The sequence below is a fragment of the Methylomicrobium agile genome (genome assembly GCF_000733855.1).
Lineage (GTDB): Bacteria > Pseudomonadota > Gammaproteobacteria > Methylococcales > Methylomonadaceae > Methylomicrobium > Methylomicrobium agile.
In genome coordinates, this window is record NZ_JPOJ01000001.1 from 763,058 (window position 1) to 779,686 (window position 16,629).

7 protein-coding genes are annotated in these 16,629 nt (G+C 58.8%); 1 reads left to right on the plus strand and 6 read right to left on the minus strand.

The annotated features are described in order from the left end of the window. Nucleotides 1–132: 132 nt before the first annotated feature. Nucleotides 133–3,747: a pyruvate:ferredoxin (flavodoxin) oxidoreductase gene (gene nifJ / locus CC94_RS0103615; RefSeq protein ID WP_031429818.1), complete on the minus strand. Its 3,615-nt coding sequence runs from the start codon at nucleotides 3,745–3,747 to the stop codon at nucleotides 133–135. A gap of 157 nt (nucleotides 3,748–3,904) precedes the next feature. On the opposite strand from nifJ, the gene CC94_RS0103625 reads away from it, so the two are divergent. Further along, a complete protein-coding gene (locus CC94_RS0103625) occupies nucleotides 3,905–6,295 on the plus strand; it encodes a Lon protease family protein (RefSeq protein ID WP_005374043.1) in 2,391 nt (796 codons plus the stop codon). Nucleotides 6,296–6,418: 123 nt separating this feature from the next. On the opposite strand, the gene CC94_RS0103630 is transcribed toward CC94_RS0103625, so the two are convergent. The 5 genes from CC94_RS0103630 to CC94_RS0103650 all read right to left on the minus strand — a co-directional run bounded on the left by CC94_RS0103630 (nucleotide 6,419) and on the right by CC94_RS0103650 (nucleotide 16,407). Then, the gene (locus CC94_RS0103630; RefSeq protein WP_005374045.1) at nucleotides 6,419–7,549 is read right to left on the minus strand and encodes a PhnD/SsuA/transferrin family substrate-binding protein; all 1,131 of its coding nucleotides are present in this window, start codon (nucleotides 7,547–7,549) and stop codon (nucleotides 6,419–6,421) included. Further along, nucleotides 7,546–10,248 (minus strand): PP2C family protein-serine/threonine phosphatase, encoded by a 2,703-nt coding sequence (locus CC94_RS0103635; RefSeq protein ID WP_005374047.1) that lies wholly within the window; start codon nucleotides 10,246–10,248, stop codon nucleotides 7,546–7,548. Before CC94_RS0103635 ends, CC94_RS0103630 begins: the two co-directional genes overlap by 4 nt. Before the next feature lie 919 nt (nucleotides 10,249–11,167). Then, entirely contained in the window at nucleotides 11,168–11,791 is a 624-nt protein-coding gene (locus tag CC94_RS0103640) for an SPOR domain-containing protein (RefSeq protein ID WP_005374049.1), read from the minus strand. A 1-nt stretch (nucleotide 11,792) separates the two neighbouring features. Further along, nucleotides 11,793–13,553, minus strand: a complete 1,761-nt coding sequence (gene argS, locus CC94_RS0103645; RefSeq protein WP_005374051.1) for an arginine--tRNA ligase — start codon at nucleotides 13,551–13,553, stop codon at nucleotides 11,793–11,795. Between the two features lie 622 nt (nucleotides 13,554–14,175). Further along, nucleotides 14,176–16,407 (minus strand): primosomal protein N', encoded by a 2,232-nt coding sequence (locus tag CC94_RS0103650; RefSeq protein ID WP_031429819.1) that lies wholly within the window; start codon nucleotides 16,405–16,407, stop codon nucleotides 14,176–14,178. Nucleotides 16,408–16,629 lie beyond the last annotated feature (222 nt).

Consider the following 16,629-nt stretch of genomic DNA (forward strand, 5'->3'; position numbering starts at 1 on the left):
CCATCGGTCTTTGCCGCACGTCGTAACCCACCGAAGGTGCCACAAATGGTGGGTTCGGCGCGCGGAAAGTTTTGTCGAATTCGGAAGACAAAAACAAAGCGCGCCGAACCCACCCTACATAATCGGCTCCGCTCAGTTTTTTTCTCCCGCTTTGGAGGGCTCGCCGTCCCGCCCTGCTTCGCTTTTCGCGAAAACCCTGTCCGCCAGTTCGCGGTAATGCCGGTAGCGCGCATTGACGTCCTGCTGCGATTGCTGCAAGAAGCGTTCCGACGCGTCCGGGTGCGTTCGGCTGAGCAGGCTGAAGCGCGCTTCGGTCAGCGCGTAATCCCGGAACGCCATCGACGGTTTCTGGCTATCGAGCTGCAACGGATTGCTTCCTTCCTGCGCCCGGCGCGGATCATAACGGAGCAATGGCCAATGCCCGCTGCGCACCGCCATGTCCTGCTGGCGGAGATTGTTCGACAGATCGACGCCGTGCGCGATGCAGGGGCTGTAGGCGATGATCAGCGCAGTGCCGGGATAGGATTCGGCTTCCAGGAAAGCGCGCAACGTTTGCGTATCCTTGGCGCCATAGGCGACCTGCGCCACATAGACCTGCTCGTAATCGATCGCGAGACGGGCCAGATCCTTCTTCGGAGTCGGCTTGCCGGCCGCCGCGAATTTCGCGACCGCGCCGCGCGGCGTCGCCTTCGAGGTCTGGCCGCCGGTATTCGAATAGACTTCGGTATCGAGCAGCAGAATGTTCACATCGCGGCCCGAGGCCAGCACATGGTCGAGGCCGCCGTAGCCGATGTCGTAGCCCCAGCCGTCGCCGCCGATGATCCAGACGCTGCGTTTGACCAAGGTATCGACGACGCCGAACAGGCGCACGGCCGCTTCACCGTTCAGCGTTTCCAGGCGTTTTTTCAAGACGGCAACGCGCTCGCGCTGCGCGTAGATGCCAGCTTCATCGCTTTGGTCGGCGTTCAGGATCGCATCGGCGAGTTCCGCACCGATTTCGCCGCGCAGGCCTTCCAGCAGTTCCTCCGCATATTCCTTCTGCTTGTCGATCGCTATCCGCATCCCGAGGCCGAATTCGGCGTTGTCCTCGAACAGCGAGTTCGCCCAGGCCGGCCCCCGGCCCTCCGCGTTCCGGCTCCACGGCGTGGTCGGCAGATTGCCGCCGTAAATCGACGAACAGCCGGTCGCATTCGCGACCACCATCCGGTCGCCGAACAGTTGCGTCGCCAGACGCAGATAAGGCGTTTCGCCACAGCCGGCGCAGGCGCTCGAAAACTCGAACAGAGGACGCAAATGCATCGCCTCCGGAATCTTGTTGTGATGCAGCGCGCCGCGCTCAAAATCCGGCAGGCTTTCGAAAAAGCGCCAGTTGATGGTTTCCTGTTCGCGCAGCGGCGGTTGCGGCCGCATATTCACCGCCTTGCGTTCCGGCAGCTTGGGGTCGCGTATCGGGCAAACGTCGACGCACAGGCTGCAGCCGGTGCAATCTTCCGGTGAGACTTGGTAGCTGACCAAGAGATTCTCGAACGCCTTGCTCTTGACCGGCACATACTTGAACGTCGGCGGCGCAGCCTTGACCCGTTCCGGCGCAAACACCTTGCTGCGGATCACGCTGTGCGGACAGACGAACACGCATTTGCCGCACTGGGTGCACAGATCGCTTTCCCAGACCGGCATTTCGAGCGCCAGGTTGCGTTTGTCCCAAATCGAGGTGGCGGTCGGAAAGGTACCGTCGGAGGACAGAAAGCTGACCGGCACCGCATCGCCCCGGCCCGCGATGATCTCGGCGGTCACATTGCGGATGAACGCGGGCGCATCGTCCGGTACCGGCGGCGGGATTTCGGTCTTGCTGTCGACTGCGCTTGGCACCTCGACACGGTGCAGATTCGCCAATGCCTCGTCGATCGCTTTAAGGTTCGCGTCGAGAATCCGTTGGCCGGCCTTCTGGTAGGTCTTGTGTACGGCCGCCTTGATCGCGGCGATCGCCTCTTCCTTCGGCAGAATTTCGACCAAAGCGAAAAAGCAGGCCTGCATCACCGTATTGATCAGCCTCTCGAGACCCGCGACTTCCGCGATCGCATACGCGTCGATCGCGTAAAAGCGGATCTTTTTCTCGATCATCGCGGCCTGCATCGAGCGCGGCAGCGACGACCACACCCGCTCGGGCGGCAGCGGCGAATTCAGCAGGAACACCGCCCCCGGCGCAGCCTTGTCGAGCATCCGGTAACGTGCCAGAAACACCGGCTGATGGCAGGCGACGAACCCGGCCTCGCCGTCGCCGATCAGATAGGTCGAGCGGATTTTCTCCGGGCCGAAACGCAGATGCGAAACGGTCACCGCACCGGATTTGCGCGAGTCGTAAACGAAATAGCCCTGCGCGTAACCTTGCGTCCTATCGCCGATGATCTTGATCGAATTTTTGTTGGCGCTGACCGTGCCGTCGCTGCCCAGGCCGTAGAACAGCGCATTGACCGCCCGCTTCGAGGCGTCGGTCCGAAAGCCCGCGTCCCAGGCCAGGCTGGTATGGTCGACGTCGTCATAAATCCCGATCGTAAACGGGCTTTTCGGCGCCGGATTGTCCAGTTCGTCGAATACGGCCTTGACCATGCCCGGCGTAAATTCTTTCGACGACAGCCCGTACCGTCCGCCGATCACTTTCGGCAGCGCGGCAAAGTACGGCGCGGCGCTCATCGCATCCTGCGCGAGCGCGGTCACCACGTCTTTATACAAGGGTTCGCCGTCCGCGCCGGCTTCTTTCGTGCGGTCGAGCACCGCGATCCGGCGCAGCGTCTTCGGCAGCGCGTCCAGCAGCGCCTCGGCGCTGAACGGCCGGAACAGGCGGACCTTCAGCACGCCGACCTTGTCGCCCCGGCCATTCAAATGTTCGACCGTTTCTTCGGCCGTCTCCGCACCCGAGCCGATCAAAACGATCGCCTTTTCGGCATCAGGCGCCCCCGCATAATCGAACAACCGGTAGCTGCGGCCGGTCAGTTCGGCGAACCGGTCCATCGTGTCCTGCACGATGCCAGGCATCGCCCGGTAATAAGGATTGACCGTCTCGCGCGCCTGGAAATAAATGTCCGGATTCTGCGTCGAACCGCGCAGCACCGGATGTTCGGGGGACAATGCCCGCTGCCGGTGCGCTTCCACCAGCCGGTCATCGAGCAGCGCGCGGATATGCGTCAGGTCGAGCGGCTCGATGCTGGCGATTTCGTGCGAAGTCCGGAAACCGTCGAAAAAATGCACGACCGGAATCCGCGCAGCCAAGGTCGCGGCTTGCGCGATCAGCGCAAAATCCTGCGCCTCCTGCACCGAATTGGAGGCCAGGAACCCAAAGCCGGTCGCTCTTGCGGCCATCACATCGCTGTGGTCGCCGAAGATCGACAGCGCCTGGCCGGCCAGCGACCGGGCCGCCACATGGAATACCGCCGGGGTCAGTTCCCCTGCGATCTTGTACATGTTCGGAATCATCAACAGCAGGCCCTGCGAGGCGGTGAACGTGGTCGCCAGCGCACCGGTCTGCAGCGCGCCGTGGATCGCGCCGGCCGCCCCTGCCTCGCTCTGCATCTCGATGATGCTCGGCACCGTGCCCCAAAGGTTCCTACGCCTGTCCGACGCCCACTTATCGGCCAATTCGCCCATCGGCGACGCCGGCGTGATCGGATAAATCGCAATCACTTCGCTGGTCATGTAAGCGACCGTGGCGGCGGCTTCGTTGCCGTCGATCGTGATTTTGCTCTGTTGCATGATCTCACCTCGTTAAAAAGGTTATGACTTGTAGGGATTGTACTCCTAAAACGATCCGGCTGCGCTGCCCGCAATCCGGGGCGCCTTCGCCTTTTCGAACCCGCCGTCAATGATGATAGAATTGCGGGCTTCTTTTTTTACTTCATCCGAACGCCGCATGACCACCGTCTCCAAACTGCCTGTCGAATCCCTGAAGCTGCACATCGACCTGAGCGGCGTCGATCTTGAAGGAACGTCATTGCCCGATGCGCCGATCCTCGGGCAGGAACGTGCGCAGTCGGCGCTCGAATTCGGCGTGGCGATGGCGCGTCCCGGCTACAACATTTACGTGATGGGCGAATTGGGGCTCGGCCGGCTGTCGATGATCACTCAGCATCTGCACGCGATTGCCGAAAAACAGTCCGCGCCGTCGTCGTATGCCTATGCGGATAACTTCCAGAATCCGCGCGAGCCGGTCGCAATCGAATTGCCGTCCGAATATGGCAGCGTCTTCAGTGCCGATATCGAACAATTGATCGACAATCTTCTGGCGACCTTCCCGGCGGCGTTCGAAAGTCCGACCTATCAGCAGAAAAAGACCGCGATCGAGCGCCAGTTCAATCAGTATTACAATAACGCAATCGAGAAAGTCGATCAAAAAGCGCTGGAGATGAGCATTGCGCTGTTCCGGGAAAGCGAACAGATTTCGTTCTCGCCGATTCGCGACGGCAAGGCGCTCGACGATGCCCAGTTTACGCAGTTGCCGCAGGCCGAGCGCGACCTCTTTCACAAACAGATCGAGGAGCTTGAAGAATATTTGAGCGACGTGCTGCTCGAACTGCCGCAGTGGCGTCGCTCGCTGGCCGACAAGATCAAACAGCTCGACAACGACACGATCAGCCAGGCCATCGAACCCTTGTTCGCCGAACTGAACGACAAGTACCAGAATATCGACGACGTGATCACCTACCTCGCCGAGATCGACAAGAACCTGCGCACCACGATTGCGGACTTCCTGATGCCGGGACGGACCGCCGATCCCCGCGAATTCGCGAACCGGCGGCAGGTGCTGCTCGAACTCTATGCGCCGAACATTCTGGTCGACAACAAGCTCGAACACGGCGCGCCGGTGATCCACGAGCCGCACCCAACTTATCAGAACGTGTTCGGGCGAATCGAATACTCCAGCGAACAGGGCACCCTGGTCACCAATTACCGGCGCATCTGCGCGGGCTCCCTACATCGGGCGAACGGCGGCTACCTGATCCTCGACGCGGAAAAACTGCTGACCCACCCGTTCGTCTGGGAAGGGTTGAAACGTGCGCTGCAAGCCGGCAGAATCGAAATCGAATCGCCCTATTCGGACCTCGGGATCAACACGATCACGCTGAAACCGGAAGTGATTCCGCTGAACGTGAAGGTGATCCTGGTCGGTTCCCGGGACCTTTATTACCTGCTCGAAGAACTCGACAGCGAATTCAACGCGATGTTCAAGATCCTCGCCGACTTCGACCATTACATTCCGCGCGATGCGGTATCGATGCAGCGGTTTGCGCAGTTGATGAACCGGCATGCGCAAGATTCGGGCGCGAAACCCTTGGCCCGAAGCGCGATCGAGGCGCTGATCGAACACAGTTGCCGGCTGGCCGAAGACCAGCATCGTTTTTCCGCGCGGATCACCGAATCACTCGACATCATCGGCGAAGCGAACCTGTTCTGTCTGCAGACAGGCGGCGACCGGATCGGTCGGGAGCAGATCGAAGAGGCGCTGGCCGCCCGCGAATTCCGCAACGGCCGTCTCGCTGAAATGATGCTCGAAGAAGTGCTCGACGGCACGATTCTGATCGATACCGAAGGCAGCGCGGTCGGCAAGATCAACGGCCTGACCGTGCTCGAAATCGGCGGCAGCAGCTTCGGCGCGCCGGCCCGGATCACCACGACGGTCTCTCCCGGCTCGCGCGGCATCGTCGACATCGAGCGCGAAGCGGAACTCGGCAAGGAAATCCATTCGAAAGGGGTACTGATTCTGACCGGCTACCTCGGCCATACCTACGCACAGCAGTTTCCGCTCGCGGTCTCGGCCAGCATCGCGATCGAGCAGTCCTACGGCGAAGTCGACGGCGACAGCGCCTCGCTGGCCGAACTGTGCTGCCTGATTTCGGCGCTGACCCGCATCCCGATCAAGCAATCGTTCACGGTGACCGGCTCGATCAATCAATACGGCGAAGTGCAGGCGGTCGGCGGCGTGAACGAAAAGATCGAAGGTTATTTCCGGCTGTGCAAGGCGCGCGGACTGGTCGGCCATCATGCGGTGATCATTCCGGCCGCGAACAAACGCAATCTGGTCCTGAAACAGGAAGTGATCGATGCGGTCGCGAAGGGGCAATTTTCGATTTATGCGGTCACCAGCGTCGACGAGACGCTCGAATTATTGACCGGGGAACCTGCGGGCACGGTCGATCACAACGGCAATTACCCGGAAAACAGCATCAACGCCAAGGCCATTTCCCGCTTGAAGGAAATCTCGGACATGGCGAACGAGGATGAGGAGAAATCCGAAGGCGCCTGACTGGGCCGCATCGGATGATCGCCGGAATCGGCAAACCGGCGGCTGGGCGCATTTCCGCCGCGGCTCAAGCTCAAGCCGCGGCGGAAGGGTAAACCCGGCACCGACTCAACGGTTTAAAGCTTCCTAACCGGCGTAGCGGTCATATACCATTTGCAGCATCTGAACTTCGCCCGGTTCAGGTTTGCACCAGCCGCTGATCTGGATGTCGCGCAGAATCGTTCTGCCTTGCTCGTCGTTTTCCATATCCTTCAAAATATCGGCCAGCAGCCTGCCTTCATCTTGCAGATGAGGGGCCACGCAAAAAAGATGGCAGGCGAAGTGAGTTTCGCTTTCGTCAAGCTTGCGGACATTGTTGCGGCTGAACGAAGAAAGCCCTTCGTACGATTTTTTCAGCATGAAAACCAGATCGCATTTTTTTCGAATCAGTGATTGAAGTACCTTGATTTCATTGCCGGCAAAATCGTAGGTAAATTTCGTCGAGTCGATACCGCTTTCGTCGCATAAAAACCGGCCCAGCAAATACACAAAGCTGTCCTTCGTCGCCGTGCCTACGCACACCCCATGATACTCGGGCAAGGTCCGCCGATCATCCACCCGGGTCAGCAGAACCACTTCGTCGACCTCCGCCATCGGACGCATCGCCGGCACGAAACCGTAACGTTTGATCATTGCGCAAGCTTCAAACGGTTTTGCGAACAACAGGTCGGTGTAGTCGCCGTCCAGATGCTCCGCCGACTGTTCGAAATGGATCGCTTTTTTCATGCGGCGCTGCAGATACGTATTGAGCAGATACCAACCGGTCAATTGGTGCCCCGACTGCAGGCTGGCCACGAAATTCAACTTGTCGTGCGCGGCATCCGGACTTTTCTGTCTGGCCTCGGCGTCCCGCGGCGCGGGAACGGCGGCCGCGGGCAAAGCGTCCGCGGCGGCGGAATGACCGTCTGACTTGACGAAGCGTCCAAGGCCGGTAATTTTGAACAACATGCTGATCATCCGGTCCAGGCTTTGCACCTCCACGCGGATTTTTTTCCGCTCCCATTCTTCGAACAATTTCAGCAACAGCGACAGGCCCATCGAATTGACCCGATCGACCTGGCTGAAGTCCAGCAACACATGCGCCTTCGACGGTATGGCGGTCAACGGCTCCAGCACCGGATTGGCATGCGCATCGATCGAACCGATGAAATTGTAACAATAGCGGTTGTCCTGCTCGGAAACGGGCTGGATGGAAAAACTGCTGATCATGCCGCTCATATCGATGCCCTCATTTGATAAGCCGATTCATACTCGCTGTGATAGAGAAACTGAAGGCCGGACTCCACGCCCATATCGACGCTGCCGTGCAAATCCCAAAGGGTCGTCACCTGGGTGCGTTTCTGCGGATGCACCCGGATCTGCAAATAATCCGACATCCGCCACATCATGTACAGACCGACGCCGCCGACGCCGGCTTCGACGCCTTCGGACATCGCGTGCGCCAGGTTTTTCAAAAACACGCCGGGCGTCAGGGTGCCCCAGTTGTCGGTGATCATCAAACCGAGGATGTCTTCGCTTACCGCAATGTCGATACGGACCTCTTCATGCGACGACAATTCACGGGATTCGCCCTTGACGTAATAAGCAACCCCTTTGCCGTCCCGCGGCGCGGCATAGAGGCTGTTTTCGGTCATCTCGTCCAGCACCATCATCAAGGCGTCCAATTGGTCTTTGGGAATATGTCCCTGATCTTTCAGCCAGGCATGAATCTCTTCCACGATAAATGATTTGTCGTCCGTATGGGTCAATTGAAAATGGCGATATTGCGCCCTGCCGGGCATCAACGCATACAAATCGTCGTCGGGCGATTCGTTGTGCTGGTTCAGCAAGTGGTTCCAGCCCAACTTTTTGCAAAAATCGTCGTGCCTGGGCAGGATCCGGCAAATGCCGTCCTGGCTGAAGCGCGGCAACAGGTCGGAATAATCCTGTTCGGCAAGGAATACCACATATTCCTTCGCAATCCGCGGGATCGGGTGGTCGCCCTGGCGATAAAAGTTTTCCGAAATGCGGATGATATCGCTGACTTCATTGCTGGCGGCGGTCTGCGCCACGCGGTCGCTGTGCGTCACGATCATCATCGTCACGTCGTCGGAATACAGCATGCTCCGGCAGTGCCGCCTCAACGCGTCCAGGATCCGATTGCGCAACTGCTCCGCGTCTTCGACATCGGTATTGGCGTTCAGAATCGCTTCGAGGCGGTCATAACCGAAAGGCTCCCCGCTGGGGGACTCTTCCTCGACCAGTCCGTCGGTATAGAGAAACAAGCGGTCTCCAACTTCCAGCGTCAATTCGAGCACGGACTCCTGATAGTCCGAATCGGCGCTCTTCCCCAACGGCAGACCGGATGCTTCCAGCATTTGCCAACTTTGGGCGCCGCGCTTCAATAAATACGGCAAAACATGGCCGGCATTCGCAAATGCCAGCTTGCCGGTGTGCGCATCCAGACTCAAACAAGCCATCGTCATCAGCAACGATTGCTGCGCCGTCGCGCGCATCGTATCGTTCAGCGAGTTGAGTATCTCGCTCGGACTGGTCACGCCTTCGTGGATCAAGGGATATATGCCCGCCTTCGCGGCGCCCACCATGGTGCCGGCCGCAACGCCGTGGCCGCTGACGTCGCCGACCATCAAAATGCTGTGGTGCCCGCTCACTTTATAGTAGTCGTAGTAATCGCCGCCGACTTCGCTCGAAGTCAGCATGTTCGCGACGCCCTGCAGACCGGGCAATTCGATAGTGGGCTGCGGCAGTATCGAACGCTGCAGGGTAGCGGCCAGATTGACCTCGCCTTGCAGCCGGGCGCTCAATTGCGCCAGTTCGGCATGAGCCTTTTGCACTTTTTTCTCGGCTTCCTTGCGCTCGGTGATGTCGATGCCGGTATTCAGAAACATCATCGGCATTCCGCTGGCGGAATTCTTGATCACGGTGGGATTCCAGACGACATGCAGATAATCGCCGGTACTGATCCGCATGCGCGTTTCGGTTGCTTCGGCAAATTCGACGGTCCCTGCCATCATGCCGGAAAACAGCGCGCGCAGTTCAGCTTGTTCCTCTGTGGGGATAAATTGGTCGAAAAAATCCTTGCCCTTCAGTTCGGTTTCCGGCCAGCCGGTATTTTCCTCGGCATGATGATTGAATAAAACGATTTTACCGTCCGCATCGAGGCCGATGATCAATGCCTGGGTCGTATGGATCACGTTATCGGCGAATGCCTTTTCCTGCCGCATTTTCAGCGCGCTTTCCTTCAGGCGCTGCACCATCGGCTGCAGCAGCAGCACGCCGACCAGTGCCAGGGACGCGAGCAGAATCGCAAACATCAGATGCTGTTTGTTGGCGGTACTGCCCAACATGAATTCGGTCTGGCGCTGATAAATCGAGCTGACTTTATTCATATCCTCCAACAGCAACGGCGATAGCGTAAACAATAATTTCTGCAGATCCGGATTGGAAGGGAGAAGCTCTTTCGCTGGAATTCTCTGTATTTTACGGGCCAGGGCGAGATAGTCCCTGACCAGATGATCGAGCGGCTTGCTTTTGTTGAAATAGATGAATTTGAGATCGGCCGGCAGATTCCCGGATACGCGCATCAGCCGGTCTCCTTCCCTGATGTAGCGGTCGCCGTCCCGCAGCGACATGTGCATCTGTTCCAGTTCGTTCAAACTGACGAGTATTTTTCCGTCCGGCTTGCGGTCCATGCCGTTCAGTCCGGCAAAGACTTTCTGGCTCAGCATCACGTTGATGTCCTGAACGACCTTGCCTTGTTCGGTGCTCATTTTCACGAGAAGCGCATTGCCTTCCTGGCTGCGAAGGTCGGTAATGAGAACGAAATAGGTAATGGTGGCTACGCCGGCCAGCACGAAAAGCACTGTCGCATATTGCTCCAGCATTCTCCCGACCAAACGTCGAAATAGATCTTGCATCGATGATCTCCTCTAATTTTTGCCTTGTCTCGGCTTATTGTTCTTATCAGGCCGGAATTTCAAGCGAATGGACTTCGGTTCGCCTTCGCCCGATCCGTACTACCTCGACCTTCCGATGACCCGCCGCACAGTAAAAAACCGTTCCGACGCTCACGTATCCGATAGTCCCGAATTCGGCCGAATGCGCGCCGATGGTTTCGAGCGCCTTCGATGACCGCCGCCAAGCTGGGTCAGCAAAAGGATTTTTCTCGGAAAAACCCAGCCTTTTGCTCGATTTTTTCCTTAACCCAAACTTAGCAGACATCAAATTTATGTCAACGCCGGGAAATCGCTGCCGAAAACAATGCTGTAAGTCCTGGAAATCGGCCTCTGCCGCTATGATTCAACAGATAGCGTCTGTATTTCTGCCTGACACCGGCTCTCCCGCGCCTTTGTCTAACGGCCGCCGATCCTTGCTTTTTATTAGTCGAAATAATGATTATTTTTCAAAAGCTTAATATAACAACAAAGAGAACACCGGTACGGCCTCGCTTGTTTTGCAAACCGCTCCGAATTCTTGGCGATTTTGTGACGGTATTGGCAAAAATAATGCCGTGACAAGCTATGAATGGATTATCGAGACGGCCGCTATGCGCTTTCCAGCTCAGGCATTGCATTTAGCGCCTAAAGAAACAGTCTTCATTCCGGACCGGCGCCGCCACGCGGTCAATCCGATTCGATCGCCGCACCGCAAGTAAACCGGCGGCGAGCAGCTCGGACTTGTCGGCACCGGCTGGCACGGTCCCCGGTCAAACAGTCGGACCTTTGACGGGATCAAGGAAGTCCGGCATCAAGAAAACCTACCAGCAGCAAACGGAGCACCTTTGCCGCCAAGGCAAAGACGCCACTGACTGAAAAATCCGTTTACGCGGACGAGCGTTCATTGCCCGTATTCGGCCACGATCGTATCGATACCGTTCTGGCGCAAGCGCGAACGGATCACGCCGACGCTGGCCATGCGCGTATAAGGACCCAGCGTCACCCTGTGCCAGGTCACGTTTCCGACCTTGGCCTTCTCGATCCGCGATTCGATCCCCATCAGAGCCAGTTTGGCGCGCAGGCGGTCGGCTTCCGCCGCGTCTTTATACGACCCCACCTGCAGAATATAGCGCGCCGCCTTGGCTTTGCCGACCCGCTCCTCGCGCATGCGCGTGTTGATCTCATGATCGGGCACGACGATCTCTTTTTTCGGCAGATAGGTGTAGAAGTCGAACTGAGGGCCTTTCGGCTCGGGCACCGCCTCGACCTTCAGCGTGCTTTTATCTTCCGGCTTAGCCGTCGGGCCGGATGCCGCGTTTTCGGTAACCGGCACATTGCCGGCCTGTAAAGGAGTCCCGTTTCGAGCTCCCTTGCTGGCCAGATAGAACAAAAAGACCACGAAGCCGATAATCAACGCGGTGATCAGCATCCAGCGCCACAACGCCAGGCCGTCTTTCTGCCTGGGCCTTCGGCTGCGGGCGGATTCGCGGGGGTCTTGAGCTCGGTATTTGTAATCTCTGGGCATGTTACATCGTTTCGGGCGAAGTGATCTTCAAGAGCCCCAAGCCGTTGGCGAGCACCTGCCTGACCGCGGCGATCAGGTTCAGGCGGGCGTTGCGCAGCGGCGCATCCTCGACCAGAAACGGGTGCGCGTTATAGTAAGCATGGAAATCGTTCGCCAGTTCGCGCAGGTACAGGATCAACTGGTGCGGCTCGTGCTGCAGCGCGGCGCGTTCGAGTATCTCCGGATAACGCGACAGCCGGCCCACCAGATTCAGCTCGTGCTCTTCCTTCAACAAACCCAGGCTGTCCATCCCGAGCCCAAGGTCCCTGTCCAGCCCTTTTTCGTCGAGCTGCCGAAACACGCTGCACACCCGCGCATGGGCGTACTGCACGTAGAACACCGGGTTCTCGTTGGTTCGGGAGGTCGCCAGTTTCAGATCGAAATCCATATGCTGCTCGGAACGGCGCAGCACGTAGAAGAAGCGCGCCGCGTCCCTGCCGACTTCGTTGCGCAGTTGCCTGAGCGTCACGAACTCGCCGGAGCGGGTCGACATCTGCACCTTTTCTTCGCCGCGGTACAGGGTCGCGAACTGCACCAGCAGCACCTTCAGCTTGTCCGCGTCGGCGCCCAGCGCGGTCATCGCGGCCTTGACCCGCGGAATGTAGCCGTGATGGTCCGCGCCCCAGATATTGATGAGTTCTTCGAAGCCGCGGTCCAGCTTGTTCATGTGGTAGGCGATGTCGGACGCGAAATAGGTGTATTGGCCGTTTTCGCGCTGCACCACGCGGTCCTTTTCGTCGCCCAGCCGGCTCGATGCGAACCAGACCGCGCCGTCCTTTTCATAAAGATGGCCGCCGGCGCGCAGCCGGTCGAGCGCCTTCGCGACCGAATCGTCGGCCATCAGGCGGCGCTCGGAGAACCATTCCTGGTATTCGACGCCGAATTCCCGGAGATCGTCCCGGATGTCGTCCAGAATGTCGTTCAGGCCGGCCTGGAAAAAATGCTCGTAATGTGCGCCGCCGAGCAGCTTCTTGGCCCTGGCGATCAGCGCGTCGATATGGATTTCCTTGTCGCCGCCCTGCGCTTCGTCGGGCGGAATATCCTCGAACACCGCCTGAGCCGGAAAACGGAACGCATCGCCCGAAGCACGGTGAATGGCCGAGGAAATGTCGCGCACGTATTCGCCGCGGTAGCCGTTGCTGGGAAAATGTAGCACCTCGCCACAGTCTTCGAGATAGCGGAGCCAGAGGCTGGTCGCCAGAATATCCATCTGCCGGCCCGCGTCGTTGACGTAATATTCGCGGTGCACGTCGAAACCGGCCGCTTCGAGCAGGTCCGCGACAACCGAACCGTAGGCCGCGCCGCGCCCGTGCCCCACATGCAAGGGACCGGTCGGATTGGCCGAGACGAATTCGACCTGAACCCGTTTGCCTACTCCCGTCTTGCTTAATCCGAATTCACTGCCCCGGTCATGAATCGTCCTGATGGTGTCGTACTGTCCGTGCGGATCGATAAAAAAATTGATGAAGCCGGGGCCGGCAATTTCCACCTGGGTGACCGCATCGTCTTCCGGCAGCGCGGCGGCGATCTTCTCGGCCAACTGGCGGGAATTCGACTTGGCGGCTTTAGCCAGCACCAGCGCCAGGTTCGATGCAAAATCGCCGTGCGCCGGGTCCCGGCTGTGCTCGATGTTAATAGCCGGATCGGCATCCTGCGGCAATGTGCCGTCGTTTTTCAACGTATCGACGGCCTGGCGTAACAGTACCTCTAATTTTTTTTTCATTACGGGTAAAAACGGGTAAAAGAATCGGAAAATATCTACGCATTATCTATCAAAATTACCCGATTATCCATTCGGTCATGATCAGGCTTGCGGAGTCACGCGCTCTGGATTCGGCGGCGAATGCGGGCGGGCCGGCGACCCGTCGCCGCTTTGGAAGGGTTCCGGGGCTCAGCCCGTGGTCAAGATAGTGCAGTTTCGTACCCGTTTTCCCTGTTTTAGTGCAGCCTGTCGCATCGCTTCCAAAAAAAGGTTTGAAAAAAACCGGGAAAACGCCCGGCGCTTGCCTCATTTCTTCTAGAAAACACCCTATGGCACGGGATATGCTTGAACATTATCGACGCCTGTCGATTCACAGACGGCTACCGCTTTCGTGTCAACGGCCCCGAAAGATGGCGAACATTCAATCGCCATCGACAACGGCCCCCATCGAGGCAAAGCGATTCGGCAGCAGCAAGGGCCGACTTTCCCTGACGCTCGGAGGTTCTCTGCCGCCGAGGCAGGCACAGCCCCCGCGCCCAGGCTGCCGGTCAAACCGCGCAATACGGTGCAACGGCCCTGCCTGTCCCTCCTCGCGGATTTCCCGGAGGAGGGGCAGCTCTTTGAGCAGCAAGCCCTATTCCCATCAATACAAATCCACCGGATCGACATCGAGCGACCAGCGCAGATTTTTTTCCTTTTTGATTTTGTCGATTTCAGGCAGCAGGCGATCCAGCAATCGCTGCAACGCCTGGCGGTTCGCATCCTGCAGCAGCAGCTGGTAACGGTACGAACCGGCCCGCTTCGCCATCGGCGCGGCCACTGGCCCCAGCACCAGCGTTCCGCCGGTCTGCCCGGCGGCGGCCAGATTCTTCACTGCTTCCAGAAACGCCTTGGGTTTGAAGGGATCGCCCGCCTGAACCCGAAACAGCGCCTGATGACTGAACGGCGGCAGCGCGGCCGCCTTGCGCTCGGCCAATGCCTGCCTCGCGAAACCGTTGTAACCCTCGCGAATCAGCGTGGTCAACAACGGATGCCCGGGATGCCGGGTCTGCAGGATGACGGAACCGGGCTTGTCCGCCCTGCCGGCGCGCCCGATCACCTGGACGATCATCTGCGCGAGTCTTTCGGCGGCATGAAAATCGATGCTGTACAGACCGCTGTCGGTGTCGAGGATCGCGACCAGGGTCACATTCGGAAAATGATGGCCTTTCGCGAGCATCTGCGTGCCCAGGATGATGTCCGCCCGGCCTTCGTTGATCTGCTTCAGGTAGTTTTCGAGCGAGCCTTTGCGCTGCGTGGTGTCGCGGTCGAGCCGGACGACCGCTTTATCCGGAAACAGCCCGGGCAGGATTTGTTCGACCCGTTCGGTGCCGAGTCCGAGCGGCCTCAAGGTGCTGCCGGTGCACGAAAGGCAGCTTTTGACCAGCGGCTGTTCGGCATCGCAATGGTGGCAGCGCAGCTTTTGTTCGCGGAAATGGATCACCAGATTCGCATCGCAATGAGTGCAACGAGCAACCCAGCCGCAGTCGTGGCAGATCAGCCTCGGCGCGAAGCCGCGCCGGTTCAGAAACAACAGCACCTGTTCGCCCTTCTCCAACGTCTGCCGGATCTCCGCAAGTAACGGTTCGGAAATGCCTTCTTGCAGGGGCTTGTTGCGGATGTCGAGCAAGCGGACCGCAGGCGCCGCCGCGTTGCCGGCGCGGTTAGGCAGCCGCAGCAGGCGGTAGCGCCCCGCTTGCGCGTTATACAGGCTTTCCAGCGAGGGCGTCGCCGAGCCGAGCAACGCCGGCACATTGGCCAGTTTGGCGCGGACGATCGCGACATCGCGGGCCGAAAAACGAAAGCTTTCCTGCTGCTTGAAGGAGGCGTCATGCTCCTCGTCCAGAATGATCAGGCCGAGCCTCGGCAGCGGCGTAAACAGCGCCGAGCGCGTGCCGAGCAGAATCGCGCCGGAGCCCTGCTGCATCGATAGCCAGGCATGCTGGCGCTGGGCGTCGGTCAGTTTCGAGTGCGAGACTTCGATCTCGACCGCAAAACGCTGCCTAAAGCGGTTCTCGAGCTGCGGCGTCAGGGTGATTTCGGGCAGCAGCACCAGCACCTGCAGGCCGCGTTCGAGCACCTTCCCAATGATCTGCATGTACACTTCGGTTTTGCCGCTGCCGGTCACGCCTTCGAGCAGGAATACGCCGAAACGGTCAAGCCCCGCGCAAACCTCGGCGACGGCGGCCGTCTGCTCGGGGTTGCATACGACCGGATTGCCTTTGACCGGCGGCGATTCGGCAACGGCGAACGCTATCTCGGCATCATCAAGCTGCAACAGCGCTTTTGCCGCCAGTTGCTTCAGGGCGGGCCGCCAATTATCGACCGACGCCGCCAGTTCGGCCTCGGATAGACCGTCCGGGCACTGCCGGAATGCTTCCAGCAACAGCTTCTGCCTCGGTGCTCTCTGCAATAATCCCGGTTCGAACTCCCGGCCTTGGGCGGTCAGCACATACCGTGCCGGCCGCCCGAGCACGGCAGCCCTGCCCTGCCGAAGCCCCGAGGGAAACGCCGAAGCAAAAACTTCGCCGAGCGGATGATGATAGTAGCGCGCCGCCCAATGCAGGAGACGCAAATCGCCCGGCGACAGCAAAGGTTCCCGATCGAGCACGCCGGCTATGGGTTTCAGCCGGACTCCGCTCACTTCACTGCGCTCCTCCAGGCTGACCAGATAACCGGTCTTTTGAACCCTGCCGAACGGCACCGACAGGCGAAGGCCGGGCTTCAGCCGTTCCGTGGCGATTGTTTCCGGGATTTCGTAATCGAATAAACGGTACAGCGGCACATCGACCGCCACGCGGAGAATCGGCGCTGCCTTTTCCTGCAACTTTGCCATACAAATTGAAACGGGAATTAAAAATGACCGCTAAGTGGCTCTATCTTGAGAACAACTCGGAGTTACCCACAAAAGCTGTGGATAAGTCTGTGGAAAAATACTTTCCAATGACGCTTAATTGCGGTTTTTATTGTGGTTTTGTTAATTTGGCCAAAAATTGGCCTCGCAATATTTTTATCTTATATCAATAACTTAGAAAGATATAAAAAAGCGAAAGCCTTG

Coding starts and splice junctions, on each gene's coding strand:
- nifJ (WP_031429818.1), bottom strand. CDS start 3,747: ATGCAACAGAGCAAAATCACGATCGACGGCAACGAAGCCGCCGCCACG.
- CC94_RS0103625 (WP_005374043.1), top strand. CDS start 3,905: ATGACCACCGTCTCCAAACTGCCTGTCGAATCCCTGAAGCTGCACATC.
- CC94_RS0103630 (WP_005374045.1), bottom strand. CDS start 7,549: ATGAGCGGCATGATCAGCAGTTTTTCCATCCAGCCCGTTTCCGAGCAG.
- CC94_RS0103635 (WP_005374047.1), bottom strand. CDS start 10,248: ATGCAAGATCTATTTCGACGTTTGGTCGGGAGAATGCTGGAGCAATAT.
- CC94_RS0103640 (WP_005374049.1), bottom strand. CDS start 11,791: ATGCCCAGAGATTACAAATACCGAGCTCAAGACCCCCGCGAATCCGCC.
- argS (WP_005374051.1), bottom strand. CDS start 13,553: ATGAAAAAAAAATTAGAGGTACTGTTACGCCAGGCCGTCGATACGTTG.
- CC94_RS0103650 (WP_031429819.1), bottom strand. CDS start 16,407: ATGGCAAAGTTGCAGGAAAAGGCAGCGCCGATTCTCCGCGTGGCGGTC.